Origin of the sequence: Alteromonas sp. CI.11.F.A3, from assembly GCF_032925565.1 — a bacterium.
GTDB lineage: Bacteria > Pseudomonadota > Gammaproteobacteria > Enterobacterales > Alteromonadaceae > Alteromonas.
Window position 1 is genome coordinate 1,683,745 of record NZ_CP136708.1, and the last position, 23,452, is coordinate 1,707,196.

The window sequence follows — 23,452 nt, forward strand, 5'->3', positions numbered from 1 at the left end:
TCAATGCTTAGTATCAAGAATTTACATGCCAGCGTAGAAGAGAAAAACATCATTAAAGGGCTTAGCCTAGAAGTTAAGCCAGGTGAAGTACACGCTATCATGGGCCCCAACGGTGCCGGTAAGAGTACCCTTGGTTACGTACTTTCTGGCCGTGATGGCTACGAAGTGAGCGAAGGCGATGTAACACTGAACGGTAAAGATTTACTTGATTTAGAAGTTGAAGAACGTGCCCGCGAAGGTTTGTTCTTAGCGTTTCAATATCCAGTAGAAATTCCTGGTGTAAGCAATATGGAATTCATGAAAGAGTCTGTTAACGCTATGCGTGAACAACACGGCAAAGAGCCTCTTACTGCTGCTGAATTTCTAAAGAAAGCGAAAGAAGCCTGTAAGCAAGTTCAATTGCCGCTAGATTTCTTAAAGCGTGGTGTTAACGAAGGCTTCTCTGGTGGTGAGAAAAAGCGTAACGAAATCATGCAAATGATTTTGTTAGAGCCAAAGCTTTGTATTCTAGATGAGTCTGACTCAGGTCTAGACGTTGATGCACTTCAAGTGGTTGCCGATGGTGTTAACAGCCAACGTGACGGTGAGCGCAGCTTTATTGTAGTGACTCACTACCAGCGTTTGCTTGATTACATCAAACCTGACTTTGTACACATTCTTGCCGACGGTAAAATTGTGAAAAGTGGTGATGCATCACTGGCGCTAGAAGTAGAGAAAAGTGGTTATGCTTTCTTAGGCAAAGCATACGAGGAGGCTGAAGCATGAGTCAATGGCTAGAACAGGTCATTGATGGGGCAGCGCTAGATGATTATCTGGCGCCCGTGCGTCAGCAGGCCTTAACACAGTTAAAAAACGATGGATGGCCGAAACGCCGAAACGAAAGCTGGATCAATACACCACTTACGCCAGTTGAAAAGCGTAACGTTGCTATTGCTACTCAGGCTGACAGCGTACCTGTACCAAACATCGATAACCTAAACGCACTTGATATCGTATTTGTTGATGGTGTGTTAGTGACGCAAATTAACACGCTAGACGTGCCAGAAGGCATGACAATTACATCGCTTAACGTTGACGATGCAAGCACGCAAGCAGCTATTGCTAGTGTATTCGGTCAAGTGAAGCCAACGCGCCATTTATTTGGCCGTGTTAACGATGCACTTTGCCAGCACGGTGTTTTCATCAATGTAATAGACGGCGCAAAAGTTACCAAGCCTATTCGCATAGTGAACTTAGCGACTAAAAACGTGGACGCCCATACTCGCGTATTGGTTAAGCTAGGTAACGCATCAAGCGCGGTTATCATTGAACAAGGTTCAGGTGATACCGATAGCCTTACAACCGCATTCGCTGAATACGATATTGCCGATGATGCGCACTTAGAGCATTACCGTTTTGCTATGTTTACCGGCAGCGCTAAGCAAATAGGTGGTAGCCACTTTATGTTGCATAACCGCTCAACGCTAAATAGCACCCTAGTGGGCTATGGCAGTGAGTTGTCGCGCTTAGATGTGGATATGCATCATGCAGGTGAATTTGCGAACGCCAAAATGAACGCTATTTACTTATTGGCGGAAGGTGAGTTATTCGACTTACATTCAACCATTGAGCACGCTATGCCTAACGGTACTACGGAAGAAAACGCTCGTGGAATTGTGGGTGATAAAGCTCGTGCGGTATTCAATGGTCGTATTCACATTCACCGTGATGCACAGAAAACCTTGGCAGAGCTTAACAACCGTAACTTGTTGTTGTCTCGTCGTGGTGTTATCAACACAAAACCTGAACTAGAAATTTATGCCGACGACGTGCGCTGTGCTCATGGTGCAACAGTGGCAGAAATTGAGGGTGAAGCGCTTTATTATATGCTGACTCGCGGCGTACCGCGCAGCAAAGCTTTGGTGATGCTGAACTTTGGCTTTATTCAAGAGTTAATTAACGATATGCCGAACGCGGCTATTCGCGACTGGTTACTTCCCGTGCTAAGCGAACGCTTTGCACACATGGAGGTTAAATGAGCTTAGACGTTGCTGCGCTTCGCGCCCAGTTTCCAATCCTTGCTAAAACGGTAGATGGTAAGCCTTTGGTTTACTTAGACAACGCGGCCTCAACGCAAAAGCCGCAAGTGGTAATTGATGCCATTGTCGATTTCTATACGAACACCAATGCAAACGTGCATCGCGGTGCTCATCATTTGTCTGATGAAGCAACCCGTCGTTACGAAAACGCGCGCACTAGTGTAGCGGGCTTCATTAACGCCAGTGCGCGAGAAGAAGTGATTTGGACTAGCGGTACCACAGAAGCCATTAATATAGTGGCTAATGGGGTAGGGCAGTTACTTCGCGACGGCGACCAAGTCATGGTGACGGAATTAGAGCACCACGCGAACTTGGTTACTTGGCAGCAAGCGTGTCGACGTTCAGGCGCAACATTAAACATTGTGCCTGTATTCGACAACGGTGAGCTTGATATCGATGCATTCGATAGACTGCTAACACCCAACACTAAAATGGTGGCGTTTCCGCATGTATCTAATGCATTAGGTACGGTTAACCCCATTAAACTGTTAACTGAAAAAGCAAAAGCGGTAGGTGCCTGGGTATTAGTTGACGGCGCGCAGGGCATTGCCCATGGCGGTGTTGACGTGCAAGACATAGGCTGTGACTTTTACGCTTTTTCTGGGCATAAGCTGTTTGGGCCAACGGGGATTGGTGTTTTATGGGGCCGTAAATCGGTACTAGAAGACTGGCCAGTATGGCAAACCGGCGGCGAAATGATTAAAGATGTGTCTTATCATGAAGCGACTTGGGGCGAATTACCAAATCGCCTAGAAGCGGGTACGCCTAATATTGCAGGCGCTATTGGTCTAGGTGCAGCAGTTGATTGGTTTAAAAACCTTGATATGGCCGCATTACATAACCATGAACAAGCTTTATTAAGCTACGCCACTGAACAAGCACTTGCTCTAGACGGAATGCGTTTAATTGGCACAGCGCCTAACAAAGTCGGTGTATTAAGCTTTTTATTAGACGGCGCGCACCCTGCAGATGTCGGGTTTATTCTTGATAGGCAAGGTGTGGCCATTAGAACGGGCGATAACTGTGCGCAGCCGCTAATGAAGCGCTTCGGTATTCCAGGTACTGCTCGTGCATCGTTCTCGATTTACAACACGCTTGAAGAAGTGGACAGCCTATTTGCTGCACTTAAGAAAGCGAAAATGATGTTGGCCTAAGGAGGCACTATGAGTGTTGAAACATTTGTTCCAAGCACAAAGCTAATTACCTTGAGCGACAGCGCCATCAAGCACTTTGAAAGTAAGCTTAAAGATAAGCCGGGTCAGTTAATTCGTTTATCTACTCGCGTAAGTGGTTGTACTGGATACGCCTACGAACTTGATTTTGCAGACAGCGCGAAAGACGGCGATGAAATTGTTGAAATTTCGCCAACACTTCGTGTTGCGGTTTCAGAAGATGCGGCAGAGCTTGTACGTAGCACAGAAATTGACTACGTGACAGAAGGCGTGAATGGCATTATTAAGTATAACAACCCGAATGTGGTTGATGAGTGCGGTTGTGGCGAAAGCTTCAACGTTGGCTAACTGCAGCAATATAAAGAAGTTATAGCATGAAGCAGAAGATGGTGGTAACAGAACGAGAGTGTAAAGCACGTCTTGTTCCAGCAGGTAACCCTGCGACCATACCAGAAGGTGAGTTTGTTACGATTACGCAAGATTTAGGTGGAAACTACACCGTTACATGGCGTGGTAACATGTACCGTATTGACGGTACCGATGCAGATGCTATTGGTCGGAAAGCCCAAGTGCTTAACTTCGCTGAGCCTGACGACGGTAAAGTGAGCGAACAGCAAGTATGGGATGCGCTTGAAACTATCTTCGACCCTGAAATACCCATTAACTTGGTGTCGCTGGGGCTTATCTATAAGGTTAGCGTTAATCAAGATAACGGTGAAGTTGATATTGATATGACATTAACCGCGCCGGGTTGCGGCATGGGCCCAGTGTTAGTGGGCGATGTTGAATATCGTGTAGCATTGGTTCCTTTCGTTACCGCTGTGAATGTAGAGTTAGTCTTTGACCCTGCATGGTCAAGAGAAATGATGAGCGAAGAAGCGCAGCTAGAAGCTGGCCTTTTCTTTTAATAACACAGGATTATCCATGGCATTACCCTCTACTGAAGAAATTATTGATGATTTAGCGTTTTTCGATGATTGGGAACAGCGCTATCAATATATTATCGATTTAGGTAAATCTGTACCTGGCTTGCCAGAAGAGAAGCGCACGCCAGACAGACTTGTAAAAGGTTGCCAAAGCAGTGTGTGGCTAGTTGAGTCGTACGACAATAATCAAATTACATTCGAAGTAGACAGTGACGCCGTGATTGTTCAAGGCTTATTAGCGTTAGTTTTGGCGGCTTACAATAATAAATCGCCGAAAGACATTCTTGAATTTGATATCAATGGCTATTTCGAAGCACTAGATTTGGAACGCCATATTACGCCTACTCGCGGTAATGGCCTTCGTGCAATAGTGGCGAAAATTCAGCATCTTGCTAAAGAAAACAGCTAGTTATATATAAATTGGCGTGGAGCGTTAGCCTAAATTAAGTGCTACAACTACTCCTTGCCTAACACGCGGTAATCACTGTCATAATAGTGTCATCGTTATCACGTGTAGTAGAACGCCATGGGGTGTTGAAATCGCCGCTGGTCAAGCCGTTAATAATTGCCTATAATTCGCGGCCAAAAATTCATAAGACTTAATTTGTTTGGAGAGAACAATGGCTCTAGAGCGTACTTTTTCGATTATCAAGCCTGATGCGGTAGCTAAAAACGTTATCGGTGCAATTTACAACCGTTTCGAATCTGCAGGTCTTCGCATCGTGGCATCTAAGATGATCCACATGAGCAAAGAACAAGCTGAAGGTTTTTACGCAGAACATAAAGAACGTCCTTTTTTCGGCGCTCTAGTTGGTTTCATGACATCTGGCCCAGTTATGGTTCAGGTTCTTGAAGGCGAAAACGCTGTTGTTAAAAACCGTGAAATCATGGGTGCAACTAACCCAGCTGATGCTGCTGCCGGAACACTTCGTTCTGACTACGCTGCTTCAATTGATGAAAATGCATGTCACGGTTCTGATGCACCAGAATCAGCTGCACGTGAAATTGCTTACTTCTTCTCTGAAGAAGAGATTTGTCCTCGTACGCGTTAATCGCAAACGACCGAATCTAAAAAACGAGGCTTCGGCCTCGTTTTTTGTTTCTGTAAGTCTATTTATTTAGCTTTATTGTCTTGCGTCTGGCATTGGTTCACTTCGTCAAGTAACAGCAACAATATAGCTTGTTACACCCTGTATTTAGTCTGTGGGTTACGCTTTTTCTAGTTGAACAAGTATGGTAATATCCGCGCAAATTTTGAACGGCTTTGGTCTATGACTTTTGACCGTTTTGGGCGTAACGTTTTTCTTAGCAGCATATCTTCTGCTTACGTCCTACAAGTGAACGGCTTTTCACTACTTACTTTTTAAGTGTAATCCATTATTAAGGGGGCACCTGATAAAGGCTTCCGAGGCTTCACCTTAATAACGCAAGTAGATTTAGAGCAACATGGATTCGAACCTCCAAATGTCCGTTCGCGTCATCATATTAGCAGTACAAGGCAATAGCCTTGAATAGGTAAAAGGGTCATCATTTTATGGCAAAGACAAATTTGTTAAATCTTAATCGCGAAGGCTTGCGTAATTTCTTCAAAGAAAAAGGAGAAAAACCATTTCGTGCCGATCAGGTAATGAAGTGGATTTATCAGCAGGGTGAAAGCGATTTTGAGAAAATGAGCAACCTGAATAAAAACCTGCGCGCGATGTTAATAGAACACTGTGAAGTGAAAGCGCCAGAGATTGCCTATTTCCAAGAAGCCAGCGATGGCACCATTAAGTTCGCGTTAGCCCTTGAAGGTGGTCAGGAAGTGGAAACGGTATGGATCCCAGAAGCCGACCGTGCAACGCTTTGTGTATCGTCACAAGTAGGCTGTGCCCTAGAATGTACATTCTGTTCTACTGCTCAACAAGGCTTTAACCGTAATTTGAGTGTCAGTGAAATTATCGGTCAAGTATGGCGTGTCGCTACCTTCCTTGGTTTATCAAAAGATACCAGCAAACGACCTATCACTAACGTAGTGATGATGGGTATGGGTGAGCCTTTGCTTAACCTTAAAAACGTGGTGCCAGCCATGAACATCATGCTAGATGACTTCGGGTTTGGCTTATCTAAGCGCCGCGTGACATTAAGTACCTCGGGTGTTGTACCTGCACTTGATATGCTTGGTGACCAAATCGATGTGGCCTTAGCGATTTCATTGCATGCGCCAAACGACGAACTGCGTAATGAAATTGTACCGGTGAATAAAAAATACAACATTGAAGCCTTTTTGGCTGGCGTACGTCGTTATCTTGAAAAGTCGAAAGCTAACCAAGGCCGAGTGACGGTTGAATACGTTATGCTTTCGCACATTAACGACAGTACCGACCAAGCCCATGAATTAGCGAAAGTATTGAAAGATACACCGTGTAAAATAAACTTAATTCCGTTTAACCCTTATCCGGGTTCACCGTATCTTTGTTCAAGCAATTCTCGTATCGATAGATTCTCAAAAGTGCTTATGGATTATGGATTTACCACCGTTGTACGTAAAACACGAGGCGACGATATCGATGCTGCTTGTGGGCAATTAGTGGGTGATGTAGTAGACAGAACTAAACGATTGTTAAAAAAACAGGTGAAGGGCGAAGCGATTTCGGTAAAAATAGCCCAATAATCATTAAGATATTAGGGTAATAACATGCGAATAGGATTGATAGCAGCTGTAGTCTTTTTAGCGGGGTGCGTAAGCAACTCGCAACCTGGAAGTTACAATAGTAACTTTGACCGCCAGGAAGCTGCTAAAACTCGTATGTCTTTAGGGTTAACCTACCTTAAAAACAATAATTATAAACAAGCTAAAGTGAACTTAGACCAAGCGCTAGAGTACGATCCACGTTCAGCTGAAGTCAATTACGCTATTGCGTACTATTACCAACTGGTAGGGGACGTGAAGCGAGCCGATGATCTCTATCAAACGGCAATGTCGTTAGCACCATATAACGGTGATATCGCAAACAGTTATGGTGCGTTCAAGTGCCAAGACGGTGATTACGATGGCGCTAAGGAGTACTTCCTTAAGGCCGTCAGTAATCAACAATATGCTAATTCCGCAGAAACTTATGAAAATCTGGCCTTATGTGCTCAAAGCCAAGGTAATACTGAAGATGCTATTACCTATTTTCAAAGTGCACTCAAACACCAGCCCTTACGTGCTAAAAGCTTATATTTACTGACAGAGCTTTATGTTGCTACCGAGCAGTGGACATCAGCGAAGTACACGTTAGACAAGTATCAACGTGTCGCTAAACCTTCTCCCGATTCTTTATGGCTGTCTTTTGAAATACACCAAGGAACAAACGACTGGGAAGGGGCAAAAGAAGTGGGGTATCAATTATCAACCTTATTTCCAGACAGCCCGTATACAGCTGACTATAAGAATATTCTTGCGCAGCATACTCCACAGGTTGAACGAAAAGTAAAAGGGGAAGATACTAGCGCTGATAAAGTATCTGACTCAGTACAGGCAGAAACAGAAACAGAAACAAAAACGGGGTTGTCTTCCCAGCAAGCGCAATTCCACATAGTAAAGGCGAACGAAAACCTTTATCGTATTTCTCTAAAGCATAACATTAAAATTACCTCGCTGAAGGAGTGGAACAACATTGAAAATGCTGGCTCGATTTTTGCCGGTATGAAGCTTTGGTTAGTACCACACAACATGCAAGGGGAATAGGAAGTCGAATGGTGTCAGAACAACAAACGACTGAAGAAGCAGGTTTAGCACAAGAATCTACCGTGCCAAGCCCAGGTAAAATGCTTCGAGAGCGACGGGAATCGCTAGGGCTAACTCAGCAACAAATTGCTGATAAGCTTTTCTTGAAAGTCTCGCAAATCAACGCCTTAGAAGAAGATGCTGTGGATAAAACCACGTCCATTACTTTCACCAAAGGCTATGTAAGAAACTACGCGAAACAACTTGGGCTAAATGCCGAACAGGTTGTTGCCGCGTTTGAGCAATATCATACAAGTGTGGAACCACCGGCTAAACTGCAGAGTTTTTCTCGTCGTGTCGCTAAACAGACACACGATGATCGCTGGATGATGGTTACCTATATTATTTTGTTGCTGATAATCGGTGGCATTGTAGCGTGGTGGGTTCAACAACCTAGTGATGAAGCTATCGTTGAAGCGCCTAATCTTGACAAAATTAAAGAGGAAGCGGCAAACACCTCCATTCCTGAAGCAACTATTCGTACCAATTCTGGCGTGTTAAACAGCACAATTCCTGATTCGACTACTGAAACGGGAAGTTCCACGCTTCCTCAATCTAGCGATGGCAACTTCAACAGTAGCGGCAATAGCAGCTTTGCGCCTTCACCATCTAATAGTCAACGTAATAGCAGTAATGCAGACGATGAAAGCTTGCCACCATCTGCAGGTATTAACCAAAGTAATAACCTGACAGCATTAGTGAGCGACTCAGATTCCGGCGAAATCCGCTTAGGTAACCAGGTTGCGAGTAATTCATCAACCTCAGGTAATCAAAGTGGGGCAGTGCCTATATCGATGACATTTACCTTTGATGATGATTGTTGGGTGAACATAAAAGACGCAACCGGTGAGGCAATTGCTTACGGTGTTAAGCAATCTGGCCGCGTAATGGAAATTCAAGGTGTGCCTCCTGTTGCAGTTACACTCGGCAAACCGGATAATGTACGTATATCAGTTAATGGCGACCCCGTGGATATCACGGCCTTTCAAAATGGCCAGATTGCGCGATTCTCGCTTCCTATGTAGGTAATTAGATGTTTGCAGAAAGTCCTATCAAACGCAGAAAGTCCACGCGTATTAATGTAGGTAATATTCCTATTGGCGATGGCGCGCCCATTGCCGTTCAATCTATGACGAATACTCGTACCACTGATGTGGCTGCGACGGTTGATCAAATTAATCGTATTGTCGCAGTGGGTGGCGAGATTGTTCGCGTGTCCGTGCCTACCATGGACGCCGCTGAAGCATTCAAAGAAATTCGTAAGCAAGTTAGCACGCCTTTGGTCGCTGATATTCATTTCGATTATCGTATAGCGCTTAAAGTGGCCGAGTACGGTGTTGATTGTTTGCGAATTAACCCAGGTAATATCGGCAATATGGAGCGTGTACGTTCTGTTGTTGATTGTGCCAAAGACAAGAACATCCCCATTCGCATTGGCGTAAATGGTGGCTCGCTGGAAAAAGACTTACAAGAAAAGTATGGCGAACCTACGCCTGAAGCTTTGGTTGAGTCGGCCATGCGACATGTAGACATTCTCGATAAGCTTAACTTCGACCAGTTTAAAGTGAGTGTTAAAGCCTCTGATGTATTTCTGGCGGTAGGTGCTTATCGACTATTAGCGCAACAAATCGATCAGCCACTTCATTTAGGTATTACTGAAGCTGGCGGTCAACGTGCAGGCGCAGTAAAAAGCTCTGTTGGTTTAGGTATGCTGTTGGCAGAGGGTATCGGCGATACTATTCGTGTTTCACTGGCTGCCGATCCGGTTGAAGAAATTAAAGTGGGTTTCGACATTTTAAAGTCGCTGCGAATTCGCTCTCGTGGCATTAACTTTATCGCATGCCCAAGCTGTTCAAGACAAGAGTTCGACGTAATCGGTACGGTCAACGCGTTAGAACAACGTCTTGAAGATATTCTAACGCCTATGGATGTGTCTATTATCGGCTGTGTTGTCAATGGTCCCGGTGAAGCTGAAGTATCAGACTTAGGCTTGACGGGCGCCAGAAACATGAGCGGGTTATACGAAGATGGTAAACGCGTGAAAGAACGATTAGCCAACGATGACCTTATCGATAAGCTTGAGGCAAGAATTCGTGCCAAAGCAACCCGTATGAGCGAAGCCAACAAAATACAGGTATCGGTGAAAGACTAAGCCTGTACGATTGTTGTTTATCTTCAAAGCCCCTATAATGCGGGGCTTTTCACTATTTAGCAGTATGAGAATTTCACGTGGCTAAGACTATTCAGGCAATTCGCGGAATGAATGATTGCCTGCCGGAAGTATCCGGTACATGGCAGAAAGTAGAATCTGTACTCCGTCAAGTGGTGGCCAGTTATGGCTATCAAGAAATTCGCACGCCTATTGTAGAGAGCACTGACTTGTTCAAGCGCTCTATTGGCGAAGTGACCGACATTGTCGAAAAGGAAATGTATACCTTTGAAGACAGAAACGGTGACAGTTTAACCCTTCGCCCTGAAGGTACTGCCAGCACGGTGCGTGCTGGCAATGAGCATGGCTTGTTGTACAACCAACAGCAGCGCTTGTGGTACATGGGGCCAATGTTCCGCCATGAACGTCCCCAAAAAGGGCGTTATCGCCAGTTCCACCAGTTCGGTGTTGAAACCTACGGCCTTGATGGCCCAGATATTGATTTGGAAGTGATTTTATTAAGCGCTCGACTATGGAAAGCGTTTGGTATTGAAAAGCACGTTACGTTGCAAATTAACTCTTTAGGTTCAAATGAAGCCCGTCAGGCCTATCGTGAAACCTTAATTGGTTATTTGAAAGAACGCGCAGATAAACTTGATGAAGAATCGCTTCGCCGGTTAGAGTCAAACCCACTTCGCGTACTTGATAGCAAGAACCCCAATGTGCAAGCGGCCATTGCTGATGCACCATCTTTGCTAGATCATTTAGATGAAGAGTCTAAAACCCATTTTGATAATTTATGCGAACGCTTAACACAGGCAGGTATTGCCTTTGAAATTAACCCTCGCTTAGTGCGCGGGCTTGATTATTATAATCGCACTGTTTTTGAGTGGGTAACCGAAAGCTTAGGTTCACAAGGCACAGTTTGTGCGGGCGGCCGGTACGATGGATTGGTAGAACAGTTAGGCGGAAAAGCAACGCCTGCAGTAGGTTTTGCCATGGGTATGGAACGTTTAGTTCTTTTGCTTACCACGCTAAGTGAAGACGCACTAGATTCTAGCAGTGCTGATGTGTATGTTACCGCGATGGGTGATGATGCTCAGGCTTATGCCTTAGAAGTATCAGAACACCTTCGTGATACATTGCCGAATGTGCGGGTGATGATGCACTGTGGCGGCGGAAACTTTAAAAAACAACTAAAACGCGCTGACAAAACAGGGGCAAGTTTGGCCTTGTTGTTAGGGTCACAAGAAATGCAATCACGTGAAGTGGCAGTAAAGCCGTTACGTGATGGTCAAGAGCAACAGACAATCGCTTTTGATGCGTTGTCGAGCACTATTGCCGACCTGCTGAACGCATAATAAGAGGAAATCATGGAACAATTCGCAACAGAAGACCAACAAGTAGAAGCGATTAAACGCTTTTGGAAAGAGCACGGTACCGCCATTATTGTAGGTGCAGCATTGGGTTTAGGTGGCCTTTGGGGCTGGCGTTATTACTCTGATACGCAGATGGCAACCAAAGAAGCGGCATCAGTGGAATACCAAAATGCAGTTGAAACCTATGGCGAAGAAGGTAGTGCAGATAAAATTACCGCCTTTATTAATGCAAACGAAGATTCTGGCTACGCCAGTATTGCTAGCCTTTTGGCAGCAAAACAAGCGGTAGATGCTGGCGATTTTGACGCCGCTGCTTCACACCTAAACCGTGTGGTTACCTTTGCTGAAAATGAAGAATTAAAAGCGCTAGCTGCTATTCGGTTAACGCGAGTACAAATTGAAATGAACCAGCTAGACGCTGCGTTGTCTACGCTAGGCAATATTACGAACGAAGCATTTGCTGCTGAAGTATCTGAGCTGAAAGGCGATGTATATCAGCAACAAAGTAAATTTGATGATGCTCGTTTAGCCTACTCAGGTGCGCTTGAAAAAAATGCCAACAACCCGTTATTGCAAATGAAGTTAGACAACTTAGCCGTTGCTGCGGGCCAATAAGCTGGTACATAAAAATAAAGAGGTAAGCAATTTGTTTCACAATACGTGTGGCCGTAAGGGCCGATTTGCTCGCGTGATGGGCATGGCATTGGCCATCTCTGTAACGCTTTCTGGTTGTTCTACCGTCTCTGATTGGTTTGCAGATGAAGAAGAGCTTGAAATTCGCCGTTTGAAACCAATCGATGCGAAGTTTACGCCCTCAGTAAAATGGGACAGAGACATCGGCGATGGTGTTGATCATTACTTCTCTCGTCTTCGTCCAGTATATGCTTACGAAAATCTTTATGCCGCCGATCGCCATGGCAGCGTTGTTGCTATGAACCCAGAGAGCGGTGATGTTCTGTGGGAACGCAACTTCGCCGTATTTGAAGGTGACGGTTGGTGGGACTCAATTGCACGTCTTTGGCGTAGTGGAGCAAGTGCACGTATTGGCGGCATTTCGGTTGCTGACCGATTATTGTTTGTAGGTACAGAAAACGGTGTCGTAATGGCACTTGACTACGAAACTGGCGAAACCAAGTGGGAAGCATCAATTCCTGGTGAAGTGTTAGCGGCTCCTTCTGCAGACGAAGGAATTCTGGTAGTTAACACTGGCGCGGGTACCTTGTTTGGCTTCGATACGCGTACTGGTGAGCAATTGTGGCGACATGAAGGTGACACTCCTCCTTTGACCCTTCGTGGTATTTCCGGCCCGGTAGCGGCAAACGGCGGCGCTTTAATTGGAACGCCTACGGGTAAGTTGCAAGTTAACTTACTTGAGTCAGGTATTCTTGCTTGGGAAACGGTTATTGCCACGCCAACGGGCGCCACAGAGTTAGAACGTATTGTTGACCTTGATACCACCCCTGTACTTTTTGGCGGTACTATTTATACGGTTTCTTACAATGGTACGCTGGCAGCAGTAGAACTGCGTAGTGGTCGTATTATTTGGAAGCGTGAGTACGGTTCATATCGCAACCTAAGTATTGAAGGGAACAGTATTTTTGTTGTAGATAACAACTCTAATATTTATGCCCTAGACAGACGAAACGGTGTAGAGCTGTGGTCACAAAGTGGCTTAAAGTCTCGCTCTGTTACTGCGGCAACGCCAGTTGGTGAGCATATTGTTGTGGGTGACAACTGGGGCTTCGTTCATTGGATTGAACAAGAAACCGGCCAAATTGTTGCTCGCGTCGATGTAGGTGGCGACGATGAAGACGATGCTATATACGATGCACCATTGAACGTTGACGGAGTGGTAGTAACCATGACCCGTAACGGCGTAGTGGCAGCTATCTCTACGTTATAGCCTGCTCAACAGCATAATTTGTTGGATTGTTAGCCTAATATCTTCTGTTAGGCTGACGCATCATACCTAAACAGGTATAATGCCCAATCACACTCTGACCGCAAGTAAGCTATGCTTACTTGCGGTTTGTGTTTTTTAGCTTTTTTTCCTTTAGGATTTGATACATGTTGCCCGTTGTTGCTTTGGTAGGCCGCCCTAATGTGGGTAAGTCCACCTTGTTTAATCGTTTAACTAATACACGTGATGCGCTGGTCGCTGATTACCCAGGGCTTACCCGTGACCGCAAGTACGGTCAGGCTAAGTTTGAGCAGCGTCAATTCATCGTGGTGGATACCGGTGGTATCACGGGTGACGAAGAAGGTATTGATGCTGAAATGGCGCAGCAGTCTCTTTTAGCCATTGAAGAAGCCGATGTTGTATTACTACTTGTTGATGCTAGAGCAGGTTTGTTGCCGGCAGACCAAGGTATTGCTGAGCACATTCGCCGCCTTAACAAACAAGTTTTTGTTGTTGCGAATAAAGTCGATGGCATTGATGGCGATAGCGAAAGTGCTGATTTTTACGCGCTAGGCTTAGGAACCGTTAAGCAAATCGCCGCGGCTCACGGGCGTGGTGTAAGCCAATTACTTCAAGATGCACTAGTTCCACTTGAAGCGTCTTTTCCTGACATGCGAATTGTTGAGGAAACGCAAGAAGAAGAGCTTGATGCAGAAGAGCAACTCAAGCGCCTTCAAGATCAGCCTATTAAGCTGGCTATTGTAGGCAAGCCTAACGTGGGTAAATCTACATTAACAAATCGTATTCTAGGTGAAGAACGGGTTGTCGTTTTTGACCTACCAGGTACAACCCGCGATAGCGTTTTCATTCCAATGGAACGTGACGAGCGTGAATATATTCTTATTGATACCGCTGGGGTTCGCAAACGCAGAAAAGTGAATGAGGCGGTTGAAAAGTTCTCTATTGTTAAAACCTTGCAAGCGATCGATGAAGCCAACGTTGTGCTGATGGTAATAGATGCCCGTGAAGGCATTACCGACCAAGACTTAAGCCTACTCGGCTTTGTGTTAAATTCCGGTCGCTCACTGGTAATTGCAGTGAACAAGTGGGATGGGCTTAGCACAGATATTAAAAATGATATAAAACGCGAACTCGATCGTCGTCTTGGTTTTATTGACTTTGCACGTTTGCACTTCATATCTGCAATGCACGGTACCGGTGTAGGCAACTTATTTGAATCAGTACAAGAAGCCTACCTAAGCGCCACTAAGCGTATTAATACCTCTATGCTTACGCAGATTATGGAAATGGCGCAAGATGACCATCAGCCGCCACTAGTGCGCGGACGTCGGGTTAAAATGAAATATGCCCATGCTGGTGGTTATAATCCGCCTGTGATTGTTATTCACGGTAACCAAGTTGACGATTTACCTACGTCGTACAAACGCTTCTTGATGAACTACTTCCGTAAAGCGCTTCAGGTGATGGGAACGCCTATACGTATTGAATTTAGGGAAGGGGCGAACCCGTTTGAAGGCAAAAAGAATAAGCTTACCCTTACTCAAGAACGTAAGCGCAAGCGTTTACTGTCTTATCATAGTAAGAAAAAATAGCCGAGCATTAGCGCCAGCGCGATAACAAAGCGCTTTGCTGCAATAACGAAATGCGGGTTTTGAACCGTACTATTTCATATATATTTCAAACAAATAAAAAGGTCGACGCTATTACAAGCGCCGACCTTTTTTGTTTTAGTGAGCGTATTCTTCACGCGTTTATTTATTATTTACGAAGGGATTTCATGAGCTTTTCGCTAAGTTTTCTATCTAAAAGCTAGTCGCTAAAAGCTAATCGCCACAAACGCCTAACTTCGAACTATTCTCTATGAGCCTGTAATAACTCGCTTTTCAAAAAGCCCCCTTGGCAGGGGGCTATTGGCCGAGCATTCTACTTAAGCATGGCGCGAACTTGCTGCATAAGCATAGATTCTTCTGGCACTGTGATATGAGCAATGAGTTCGTTGGCTAAGTCGTCAGAAAAGTCGCTAGGGAAGGTGGTAGCCACTTTCACTATTTTATCATTACGGGTAAATACATAGGTTGTCGCGAAAATAGGATCGTCTACTGGCGAGTCTGCTTTAAGCACTAATCGCCACCCATTGGCAAAACCCTTTACATTAAACGCCGATATTGGCTGGGGTTGAGAAAGGGTTAAATTGCGCGCGTTAGCGACGTGATCAGCTTTATTCCAGTCGTCATCTAGTTGCTGATGAAGTAAAGCGTCAGTGCGGGCTGAGTTTTCAATACTGGTGTTCGCCGTGTCCGCTGTATCACTTGATGCATTTGTGTCGAGTTTCGCCAAAATGGGAAAAACCGTTACGTCCACTAACGCATCTTCAAAGGAAGGATGGGTGTAGCGTGTAATCGAGCCCTTAAATGGGTCTGGATACAGCTGAGTATCAAGTCTGGTGAAATCACCCAAAGACTCAGGAACGCTCAAATGGTTACCATAATCGCTTGCGTTCAATGCATGATATAAAAAGGTTGGGGTGAACAGCTCGTTTTCAGTAGCATGCTTGTACCAAGAAACAAGCGGTTCTATGGCCTTCTCTGTTGAAGCTTCACTGTCATTCACTTGGCTGGCAATAACCAAAGAATCAATCTCTATACCTCGCCATTGCAGGGTTAATTCAGTAAAGTGCTTTTCTTTGCTTAGCTTTTTACTTAAATTTACGGTTTCACCTTGCTTAGCCACGTTAGCAATAAGCAATTCATAGTCTGAGTCATTACCGAAAGGTTTAATCTCAGTGAACCAAGACTTTGTTATCAGTGTGGAGATAAATGCTTCTGGGGCAATAGTATCCTCAATACACTCCTGCGTAGCCTCTGTATCGCCACAGGCATCTAAAAGGGTTTCACTGGGGTAAGTAGAAAACACCGCCAGTGAAATTGCTATAGCAGGGGCTTTAGGCACAGCCGTCGATGAAGATGACGGTTCAGGCAAAATCGGCAACTCAGATAATGCTGCCTGTTGCTGACCATAAACGGATGGTGCGCATAAAGAGGCTAGGGCTACTAACAACCAGAGCGAACGCGAAAAAATAGGAAACAAAAGCCAACCTTTATTGATGACGACGAATTTCCACTATTTTACTGGTTATTTCTCCATCAGTCACTCGAGACTTAATTATATCGTTCTCTTTAACAGTATCCACTGAGGTAACTGCCGTACCGTTCGACATGGTAATACTGTAGCCTCGAGACAATGTAGAAAGGGGACTGACCGACTGTAACAAACCGACTTTTGCAGCAAATGCCTGTTGATTAGTATTCATTAGCTGCTTCATGTTATTACAAAGGGTTTTATGGGTTTGTGCTATGCGCGCTTTAGCTTGATTTACTCTTACCGCTGGGCTTTGTTGCGCTAAGCGATTATTGATATGCTCGAACCGTTTATTTTCGATTGCGAGTTTATTATTGATAGCATGGCTTAAGCGTAATTGAAGCCTATCAAGGGCTTGCCACTGATTTTGTATTTTGCTTTGCGGATGCACTGACTGTAAACGTTGGTGCCCGAGTTTATGCTGTTGCGCTAAATGACTGAGTTTTTGCAGCATGGCACGGGTTAAGCGTTGCTTATATTGCACTAGGCTCTCGCTGAGAGCGTTAGTATCCTGGCTCAATATTTCAGCGGCCGCCGAAGGAGTAGGGGCGCGTAAATCGGCAACAAAATCAGCAATAGTAAAATCAACCTCATGACCTACTGCGCTAATTAGCGGCAATTGTGACTCGGTAATTTCTCTAGCAAGGTTTTCATTGTTAAAACACCATAAGTCTTCTAACGAGCCTCCACCACGAGTTAGCAAAAGTGCATCGACTTCATTTCGTTGATTCGCAGTGCGTAAAGCATTAATGAGCTGAGCTGGCGCGGTCTCACCTTGCACCATTGAAGGGTAAACAATAACTTCCGTTTGTGGGCTACGGCGTTTTAACACACTAAGTACGTCATGCAGCGCTGCGCCCGTTGATGAGGTAATAATACCAATGCGATTAATAACCTCTGGCATAGGGCGTTTACGTTCGATGCTGAATAAGCCTTCAGCGTTTAGCTTTGCTTTTAAAGCTTCATAGGCTTGCTGTAGTGCGCCTTCGCCGTCGCTTTCCATGTGCTCAATGACAAGCTGGTAGTCGCCTCTTGCTTCGTAAATACCCACGGATGCACGTACAAGTACCTTATCGCCTTCTTTCGGGCGCTGTTTTACAGTGCGATTAGTATTTTTAAACATGGCAGCACGCACTTGTGCCTTATTATCTTTTAACGTGAAATACCAATGACCGGAAGCGGCACTTACAAAATTAGATATTTCAGCGGATAACCATATAAGTCCCACTTCGCTTTCAAGCACGGTTCGAGCAAGCCGATTTAGCTTAGTAACTGTTAAAATTTGTCGCGATGTAGAGGGTGAAGATGTAAACATAAGAAAAAATCGTCTGGTTTAATAAAATAGAGTTTACCTGAAATCTAAAAAACACTACAATTGCGCCGCAATTAACCCTCAACTGAATAGGTGTTGTTGCATGCTACGAATCATCCAAGAAGCCCTGACGTTCGACGATGTGTTGCTGGTTCCCGGCCACTCGACAGTTCTTCCACATACTGCCAAACTTCAAACTCGTCTAACTCGTGGTGTCACGTTAAATATCCCTATGGTCTCTGCGGCGATGGATACCGTCTCTGAAGCACGCCTAGCGATTGCACTTGCTCAAGAGGGGGGCATCGGTTTTATTCACAAAAACATGGAACCTGCACAGCAGGCAAAACATGTTCGTGAAGTGAAAAAGTACGAAAGTGGCGTGGTATCAGACCCCGTTACGGTTGCTAAAGATGCCACAATCGGCGAAGTTATTAATCTTTCTAAGCGCCTTGGTTACTCTGGTTTCCCGGTAACCGACCATCAAAATAACCTCATTGGTATCGTTACTGGCCGTGATTTACGTTTTGAAAAACGTCTTGAGCTGCCTATTAGCAATGTTATGACAGGTAAAGACGACCTTGTTACTGTTAAAGAAGGTGCAAGTTCAGATCAAGTACTCGATCTTATGCATGAACACCGCATTGAAAAAATTCTTGTGGTAGATGATGCGTTCAAACTTACCGGTCTTATCACGGTTAAAGATTTCCAAAAAGCCGAAAACAAACCGAATGCCTGTAAAGATTCATTGGGTCGATTACGCGTAGGTGCAGCAGTTAGCGTTGGGCCAGGTACTGATGAGCGCATTCAACTTTTAGTTGAAGCCGGTGTAGATGTTTTACTTATCGATACCTCTCATGGTCATTCGCAAGGCGTTATTGACCGCGTTAAGAAAGTACGTACCGATTATCCTGATGTACAAATTATTGCAGGTAACGTTGCAACCGGTGATGGTGCAAAAGCACTGGCCGATGCAGGCGTTGATGCGGTTAAAGTAGGTATAGGCCCAGGTTCTATTTGTACTACCCGGATCGTTACCGGTTGTGGTGTACCACAAATTACCGCGGTATCTGATGCGGTAGATGCACTTGCAGGTACAGACATTCCGGTTATTGCCGATGGCGGTATTCGTTTCTCTGGTGATATCGCGAAAGCCCTAGCCGCTGGCGCAAGCTGCGTAATGGTAGGTAGCATGTTAGCGGGAACGGAAGAAGCGCCAGGTGAAGTTGAACTTTATCAAGGTCGTTACTTCAAATCGTACCGCGGTATGGGCTCACTAGGCGCAATGAACCAAAATCACGGTTCATCTGACCGTTACTTCCAAGAATCAAACAATGCAGAAAAACTTGTGCCTGAAGGTATTGAAGGTCGCGTAGCTTATAAAGGACCTATTGCGAATATCATCCATCAGCAAATGGGTGGGCTACGCTCTGCTATGGGGCTTACAGGCTGTGGCAGTATCGACGAACTTCGCACCAAAGCGCAGTTTGTTCGTGTTACTTCTGCTGGAATGGGCGAGTCGCACGTTCATGATGTTAGCATTACTAAAGAAGCGCCGAACTACCGTCTAGGTTAGATTCGCGACAAGTTATATTATTATTACAGCGCATTAAGAGGCGGAGACTTTCCCGCCTTGTTGCCGCCTTCGTTCTATTATAAAACGGGTAAAAACATGACCACAAATATCCATGACCAACGCATTCTTATTTTAGATTTTGGATCACAGTACACGCAGCTTATTGCGCGTCGCGTACGTGAAATAGGCGTTTATTGTGAGCTTTGGGCTTGGGATGTGACCGAAGAGCAAATTCGAGAATTTAATCCACAAGGTATTATTTTGTCGGGCGGCCCTGAATCGGTGACCGAAGAAAACTCTCCACGCGCCCCTGAATACGTGTTCGAAGCTGGCGTGCCTGTTTTTGGTATTTGTTATGGCATGCAAACCATGGCGGCCCAACTGGGTGGCGGTGTTTTAGGCTCTGACAAGCGAGAATTTGGTTACGCACAGGTAGAAATTATTAAACCTACGTCTTTACTTAGCCACATTGAAGATAGCATTGGTGAAAATGGCAATGCACTGCTCGATGTATGGATGAGTCACGGTGATAAAGTTGCCGCAGTACCTGCTGGGTTCGAAACTATCGCGCAAACGGCTTCTTGTCCGCACGCTGCTATGTATAACGAAGAAAAGCAATTTTACGGTGTTCAGTTTCACCCTGAGGTTACCCACACTAAGCAAGGCATGCGTTTGCTAAGTCACTTTGTTATGGATGTGTGTAAATGCGAAAAGTTATGGACTGCCGATGCCATTATTGAAGATGCGATTGCGCGCATTCAACAAAAAGTTGGCGACGACCGCGTTATATTAGGTTTATCGGGTGGTGTCGATTCATCGGTTACTGCCATGTTGCTTCACCGTGCTATTGGTGAAAACCTCACCTGTGTGTTCGTAGATAACGGCTTGCTTCGCTTAAACGAAGCAGACCAAGTGATGGAAATGTTTGGTGACCATTTCGGTCTCAATATTATTCGTGTTGACGCTGAAGAGCGCTTCTTAGGGCGTTTAAAAGATATTGAAGATCCAGAACTTAAACGTAAAGCGATTGGTAATGAATTTGTCCGTGTATTCGATGAAGAAGCCGGGAAGCTTGCCAATGCGAAATGGTTAGCCCAAGGCACTATCTACCCAGATGTTATTGAATCTGCAGGTTCTGCTACAGGTAAGGCTCATGTGATTAAGTCTCACCACAATGTTGGTGGCTTGCCAGAAGATATGGCGCTAGGTTTAGTGGAGCCATTGCGAGAACTGTTTAAAGATGAAGTGCGTAAAATTGGTCTTGAGCTAGGTTTACCGTATGACATGCTTTATCGCCACCCATTCCCAGGGCCTGGTTTAGGTGTACGCGTTCTTGGTGAAGTGAAAAAAGAGTATTGCGATTTGCTACGACGCGCAGACGCTATTTTCATTGAAGAGTTGTACAACGCCGATTTATACCAGAAAGTAAGCCAAGCCTTTACTGTATTCTTACCTGTACGTTCTGTGGGCGTAATGGGTGATGCCCGTAAATACGATTGGGTTGTATCGCTGCGTGCGGTAGAAACAATCGACTTCATGACAGCGCATTGGGCGCATTTACCTTATGATTTCTTAGGTAAAGTATCGAATCGTATCATCAACGAAATTGATGGTATCTCCCGTGTTGTTTACGATATATCGGGTAAACCGCCAGCGACGATTGAATGGGAATAAGAAAGAAATAACCTCATTGTTGTGCGCTTAGATACGTAATTGATATGATTTTTAATCGCATCGAATTAGAAGCTATGACGCTTTATAAAGTTCAAAAGCGCACAATTTTTTTAGGGTGATTTAGAAAATGCCAGTGTTAATTTTCTTATAGTTACGCGAAGATAAAGTATAACAATACAAATCCCTCTAGATAACGTCTTCACTATTACCGCAACGTTAAAGATGTCGACTGAATAGGGGAAAGAGCAGCTATTTCCTAAAGGGACTTTATTTTGCAATATCGCTCCGAGATTGATGGCTTAAGAGCATTAGCCGTATTACCAGTCATTCTATTTCATGCCGGGTTCAAATTCTTTGCCGGTGGCTTCGTTGGTGTCGATGTTTTCTTTGTTATAAGTGGCTATTTGATTACTTCTATTCTCATCGTAGAAATTGAGCGTGAAAAATTCAGCCTAGTTAATTTTTACGAACGTCGCGCTAGGAGAATATTGCCTGCGCTCGTATTTGTTATCGTGTTATGTCTCCCTATTGCATGGTTGACCATGACAGTAGACAGTTTTAAAGAGTTTTCCCATAGTATTGTTGCAGTAAGCCTTTTTGCATCCAACATCCTTTTTTGGCGAGAGAGCGGCTACTTTGAAGCTGCTGCTGAAGAGAAGCCTTTACTTCATACATGGAGTTTAGCGGTTGAAGAACAGTATTATCTAATATTTCCTCTACTCCTTATGTTTGCATGGCGACAAGGTTTTAAAAGAGAACGGCTTTTTTGGTTGATAGCATTTATTGCCGTTCTGAGTCTGCTGGCATGTGAGTGGGGCTCTCGAAACAGTCCAAGTGCAAATTTTTATCTCGCTCCATTTCGTGGCTGGGAACTGTTAGCTGGCTCTCTAGCCGCTTTTATAGTTCAGAAACATGGTGTGAGATCTAACAATATCGCGGCATCTATCGGCCTTCTAATGGTGCTTTATGCTACATTTTACTTCGATAGCTTCGTGCCATTTCCTAGTTTTTATACGTTAGTGCCCGTGCTTGGTGTCGTGTTAATCGTTCTATTTGCCGATACTAAAACATTAGTTGGCCGCTTGCTTAGCCTTCGACTATTCGTAGGAATAGGCTTAATCAGCTATTCAGCTTACCTTTGGCATCAGCCTATTTTCGCCTTTACCAGAATACTTTCAGTGGAAGAGCCTTCCCATGGTTTGATGCTATCTCTTAGCATGTTAACTATGTTGTTGGCCTATGGAAGTTGGAAGTATGTAGAAACCCCCTTTAGGTTTAAGGATAAGATAGATCGTAAAACGATATTTACGTATTCTTGCGTATCATTAATCGGTTTTATTGTAATAGGTGCTAGTAGTGCAATTTTTTCCCAAAAGCTAAATCCTGGCAATTTTAATACGCTAAACAGTTTTCAAATTGCAGAGGCATCGCGGAGTAATACACTATTAAGAGAAGAATCTTGGCATTTAGTCCGTCAATATGACGAAGATGAGCTGTGGTTCGATTTAGATAAAAACTATGAGAATGCATTGATTATTGGAAACTCTCATTCCAAGGATTTATATAACGTACTGGAACATTCAAAGTATAGTGAGTCGCGTTTTTCTTTTGCTCGTTATGGGAGTGAAATTAGTGACATCAATAAGAATTTTTCTGAGCTTTCGGGCGTACCAAACTTCAAATACGCTGATACTATAATTATAGCTTCTAGGTATGACCTAGAGGATGTAGCTTCTTTAAATCAAGTTATAGAAAAATTTATAGAAGCTGGGAAGGAAATTATTGTAGTGAATAATATCCACGAATTCCCTGAATACAGAACACGTAGTTGGACACTTGCAGACTTTATTGCTTATGCCGTCAGAGATGACAAGTCGTACGCCGATGATGAGGTTCTCGTAAACCATATCAATTCAGCTTATTTCAATGCCTACAGTGGTAATAAAACAACTACAAGAGTGGACTTCACTGGAACAGTGAGTGAAATTAATGAATCGCTCGCCCTTATAGCGAAAGCGTTTCCTAATGTTACGCTGCTGGATAGGATGGACTATATTTGTCAACCTGAGTTGAAACTGTGTTCTGGAGTAAATGAATCATTAGAAAAGCTATTTTACGATTATGGGCATCATACGTTAGCAGGGGCAAAATACTTTGGTGCTGAAGTTAGCCGTATAAACTGGTTGGAACCCTAGTTGTTAGCGCTCTTTTATTGTCAGAGATGAAAGTTTCAAAACTTGCTGTTAGTTCTATAATTTTTACGTATTAACGAATAGGTAAAGGTATTCAGCGTGATACCTTTTCTGTCACGTTTCTGTCATCAATATATCATTTAATGGTGGCGTTTCATGATTTTCGCATTTTTATTAGACTAAAGGT

20 protein-coding genes are annotated in these 23,452 nt (G+C 44.4%); 18 read left to right on the forward strand and 2 right to left on the reverse strand.

Annotated elements, in window-relative coordinates:
• Positions 1-3 precede the first annotated feature (3 nt).
• From sufC to der, 15 genes are all read left to right on the forward strand, one after another.
• Positions 4-765: a Fe-S cluster assembly ATPase SufC gene (gene sufC, locus R1T43_RS07125; RefSeq protein WP_211070551.1), complete on the forward strand. Its 762-nt coding sequence runs from the start codon at positions 4-6 to the stop codon at positions 763-765.
• Entirely contained in the window at positions 762-2,018 is a 1,257-nt protein-coding gene (sufD, locus tag R1T43_RS07130) for a Fe-S cluster assembly protein SufD (protein WP_317354412.1), read from the forward strand. The genes sufC and sufD overlap by 4 nt, the downstream gene beginning before the upstream one ends.
• Positions 2,015-3,232, forward strand: coding sequence for a cysteine desulfurase (locus R1T43_RS07135; RefSeq protein WP_317354414.1), 1,218 nt, complete (start codon positions 2,015-2,017; stop codon positions 3,230-3,232). The genes sufD and R1T43_RS07135 overlap by 4 nt, the downstream gene beginning before the upstream one ends.
• Positions 3,233-3,241: 9 nt before the next feature.
• Positions 3,242-3,598, forward strand: a complete 357-nt coding sequence (locus tag R1T43_RS07140; RefSeq protein WP_013783279.1) for a HesB/IscA family protein — start codon at positions 3,242-3,244, stop codon at positions 3,596-3,598.
• Between the two features lie 26 nt (positions 3,599-3,624).
• Complete coding sequence (sufT, locus tag R1T43_RS07145; RefSeq protein WP_211070553.1) at positions 3,625-4,158, forward strand: putative Fe-S cluster assembly protein SufT; 534 nt, start codon at positions 3,625-3,627, stop codon at positions 4,156-4,158.
• A gap of 16 nt (positions 4,159-4,174) precedes the next feature.
• A complete protein-coding gene (locus R1T43_RS07150; protein WP_211070554.1) occupies positions 4,175-4,585 on the forward strand; it encodes a SufE family protein in 411 nt (136 codons plus the stop codon).
• A 211-nt stretch (positions 4,586-4,796) separates the two neighbouring features.
• Entirely contained in the window at positions 4,797-5,228 is a 432-nt protein-coding gene (gene ndk, locus R1T43_RS07155) for a nucleoside-diphosphate kinase (RefSeq protein WP_211070555.1), read from the forward strand.
• Between the two features lie 482 nt (positions 5,229-5,710).
• Positions 5,711-6,829 carry a bifunctional tRNA (adenosine(37)-C2)-methyltransferase TrmG/ribosomal RNA large subunit methyltransferase RlmN gene (locus R1T43_RS07160; RefSeq protein ID WP_211070556.1) on the forward strand — a complete coding sequence of 373 codons (1,119 nt, stop codon included), beginning with the start codon at positions 5,711-5,713 and terminating at the stop codon, positions 6,827-6,829.
• Positions 6,830-6,853: 24 nt separating this feature from the next.
• Entirely contained in the window at positions 6,854-7,888 is a 1,035-nt protein-coding gene (pilW, locus tag R1T43_RS07165; protein ID WP_317354422.1) for a type IV pilus biogenesis/stability protein PilW, read from the forward strand.
• Between the two features lie 8 nt (positions 7,889-7,896).
• Positions 7,897-8,952: a RodZ domain-containing protein gene (locus R1T43_RS07170; protein WP_211070558.1), complete on the forward strand. Its 1,056-nt coding sequence runs from the start codon at positions 7,897-7,899 to the stop codon at positions 8,950-8,952.
• Positions 8,953-8,960: 8 nt separating this feature from the next.
• On the forward strand, positions 8,961-10,079 hold the full coding sequence (gene ispG, locus R1T43_RS07175) for a flavodoxin-dependent (E)-4-hydroxy-3-methylbut-2-enyl-diphosphate synthase (protein WP_317354425.1): 1,119 nt from the start codon (positions 8,961-8,963) through the stop codon (positions 10,077-10,079).
• Positions 10,080-10,156: 77 nt separating this feature from the next.
• A complete protein-coding gene (hisS, locus tag R1T43_RS07180) occupies positions 10,157-11,437 on the forward strand; it encodes a histidine--tRNA ligase (protein ID WP_317354428.1) in 1,281 nt (426 codons plus the stop codon).
• A gap of 12 nt (positions 11,438-11,449) precedes the next feature.
• Positions 11,450-12,070: a YfgM family protein gene (locus tag R1T43_RS07185; RefSeq protein ID WP_211070560.1), complete on the forward strand. Its 621-nt coding sequence runs from the start codon at positions 11,450-11,452 to the stop codon at positions 12,068-12,070.
• Between the two features lie 31 nt (positions 12,071-12,101).
• Positions 12,102-13,358: an outer membrane protein assembly factor BamB gene (gene bamB, locus R1T43_RS07190; RefSeq protein ID WP_317354431.1), complete on the forward strand. Its 1,257-nt coding sequence runs from the start codon at positions 12,102-12,104 to the stop codon at positions 13,356-13,358.
• Between the two features lie 164 nt (positions 13,359-13,522).
• Complete coding sequence (gene der / locus R1T43_RS07195) at positions 13,523-14,968, forward strand: ribosome biogenesis GTPase Der (RefSeq protein WP_317354432.1); 1,446 nt, start codon at positions 13,523-13,525, stop codon at positions 14,966-14,968.
• A gap of 331 nt (positions 14,969-15,299) precedes the next feature.
• Here der and R1T43_RS07200 read toward each other — a convergent pair whose 3' ends face one another.
• On the reverse strand, positions 15,300-16,463 hold the full coding sequence (locus R1T43_RS07200; protein WP_317354433.1) for a hypothetical protein: 1,164 nt from the start codon (positions 16,461-16,463) through the stop codon (positions 15,300-15,302).
• A gap of 10 nt (positions 16,464-16,473) precedes the next feature.
• Positions 16,474-17,829: an exodeoxyribonuclease VII large subunit gene (gene xseA / locus R1T43_RS07205; protein WP_317354436.1), complete on the reverse strand. Its 1,356-nt coding sequence runs from the start codon at positions 17,827-17,829 to the stop codon at positions 16,474-16,476.
• A gap of 100 nt (positions 17,830-17,929) precedes the next feature.
• Here xseA and guaB point away from each other — a divergent pair, with 100 nt between their 5' ends.
• The 3 genes from guaB to R1T43_RS07220 all read left to right on the forward strand — a co-directional run bounded on the left by guaB (position 17,930) and on the right by R1T43_RS07220 (position 23,268).
• On the forward strand, positions 17,930-19,399 hold the full coding sequence (guaB, locus tag R1T43_RS07210) for an IMP dehydrogenase (protein WP_062087657.1): 1,470 nt from the start codon (positions 17,930-17,932) through the stop codon (positions 19,397-19,399).
• A gap of 96 nt (positions 19,400-19,495) precedes the next feature.
• Positions 19,496-21,073: a glutamine-hydrolyzing GMP synthase gene (guaA, locus tag R1T43_RS07215; RefSeq protein WP_057790607.1), complete on the forward strand. Its 1,578-nt coding sequence runs from the start codon at positions 19,496-19,498 to the stop codon at positions 21,071-21,073.
• Positions 21,074-21,345: 272 nt separating this feature from the next.
• Positions 21,346-23,268: an acyltransferase family protein gene (locus tag R1T43_RS07220; RefSeq protein WP_317354441.1), complete on the forward strand. Its 1,923-nt coding sequence runs from the start codon at positions 21,346-21,348 to the stop codon at positions 23,266-23,268.
• Positions 23,269-23,452: the final 184 nt, after the last annotated feature.

Bases quoted from the DNA above. Each gene is read 5' to 3' on its own strand.
- R1T43_RS07135 (WP_317354414.1), top strand. From the start codon at position 2,015: ATGAGCTTAGACGTTGCTGCGCTTCGCGCCCAGTTTCCAATCCTTGCT.
- pilW (WP_317354422.1), top strand. From the start codon at position 6,854: ATGCGAATAGGATTGATAGCAGCTGTAGTCTTTTTAGCGGGGTGCGTA.
- sufC (WP_211070551.1), top strand. From the start codon at position 4: ATGCTTAGTATCAAGAATTTACATGCCAGCGTAGAAGAGAAAAACATC.
- R1T43_RS07160 (WP_211070556.1), top strand. From the start codon at position 5,711: ATGGCAAAGACAAATTTGTTAAATCTTAATCGCGAAGGCTTGCGTAAT.
- sufT (WP_211070553.1), top strand. From the start codon at position 3,625: ATGAAGCAGAAGATGGTGGTAACAGAACGAGAGTGTAAAGCACGTCTT.
- ndk (WP_211070555.1), top strand. From the start codon at position 4,797: ATGGCTCTAGAGCGTACTTTTTCGATTATCAAGCCTGATGCGGTAGCT.
- der (WP_317354432.1), top strand. From the start codon at position 13,523: ATGTTGCCCGTTGTTGCTTTGGTAGGCCGCCCTAATGTGGGTAAGTCC.
- R1T43_RS07150 (WP_211070554.1), top strand. From the start codon at position 4,175: ATGGCATTACCCTCTACTGAAGAAATTATTGATGATTTAGCGTTTTTC.
- xseA (WP_317354436.1), bottom strand. From the start codon at position 17,829: ATGTTTACATCTTCACCCTCTACATCGCGACAAATTTTAACAGTTACT.
- R1T43_RS07170 (WP_211070558.1), top strand. From the start codon at position 7,897: ATGGTGTCAGAACAACAAACGACTGAAGAAGCAGGTTTAGCACAAGAA.
- guaB (WP_062087657.1), top strand. From the start codon at position 17,930: ATGCTACGAATCATCCAAGAAGCCCTGACGTTCGACGATGTGTTGCTG.
- sufD (WP_317354412.1), top strand. From the start codon at position 762: ATGAGTCAATGGCTAGAACAGGTCATTGATGGGGCAGCGCTAGATGAT.
- R1T43_RS07185 (WP_211070560.1), top strand. From the start codon at position 11,450: ATGGAACAATTCGCAACAGAAGACCAACAAGTAGAAGCGATTAAACGC.
- R1T43_RS07140 (WP_013783279.1), top strand. From the start codon at position 3,242: ATGAGTGTTGAAACATTTGTTCCAAGCACAAAGCTAATTACCTTGAGC.
- guaA (WP_057790607.1), top strand. From the start codon at position 19,496: ATGACCACAAATATCCATGACCAACGCATTCTTATTTTAGATTTTGGA.
- ispG (WP_317354425.1), top strand. From the start codon at position 8,961: ATGTTTGCAGAAAGTCCTATCAAACGCAGAAAGTCCACGCGTATTAAT.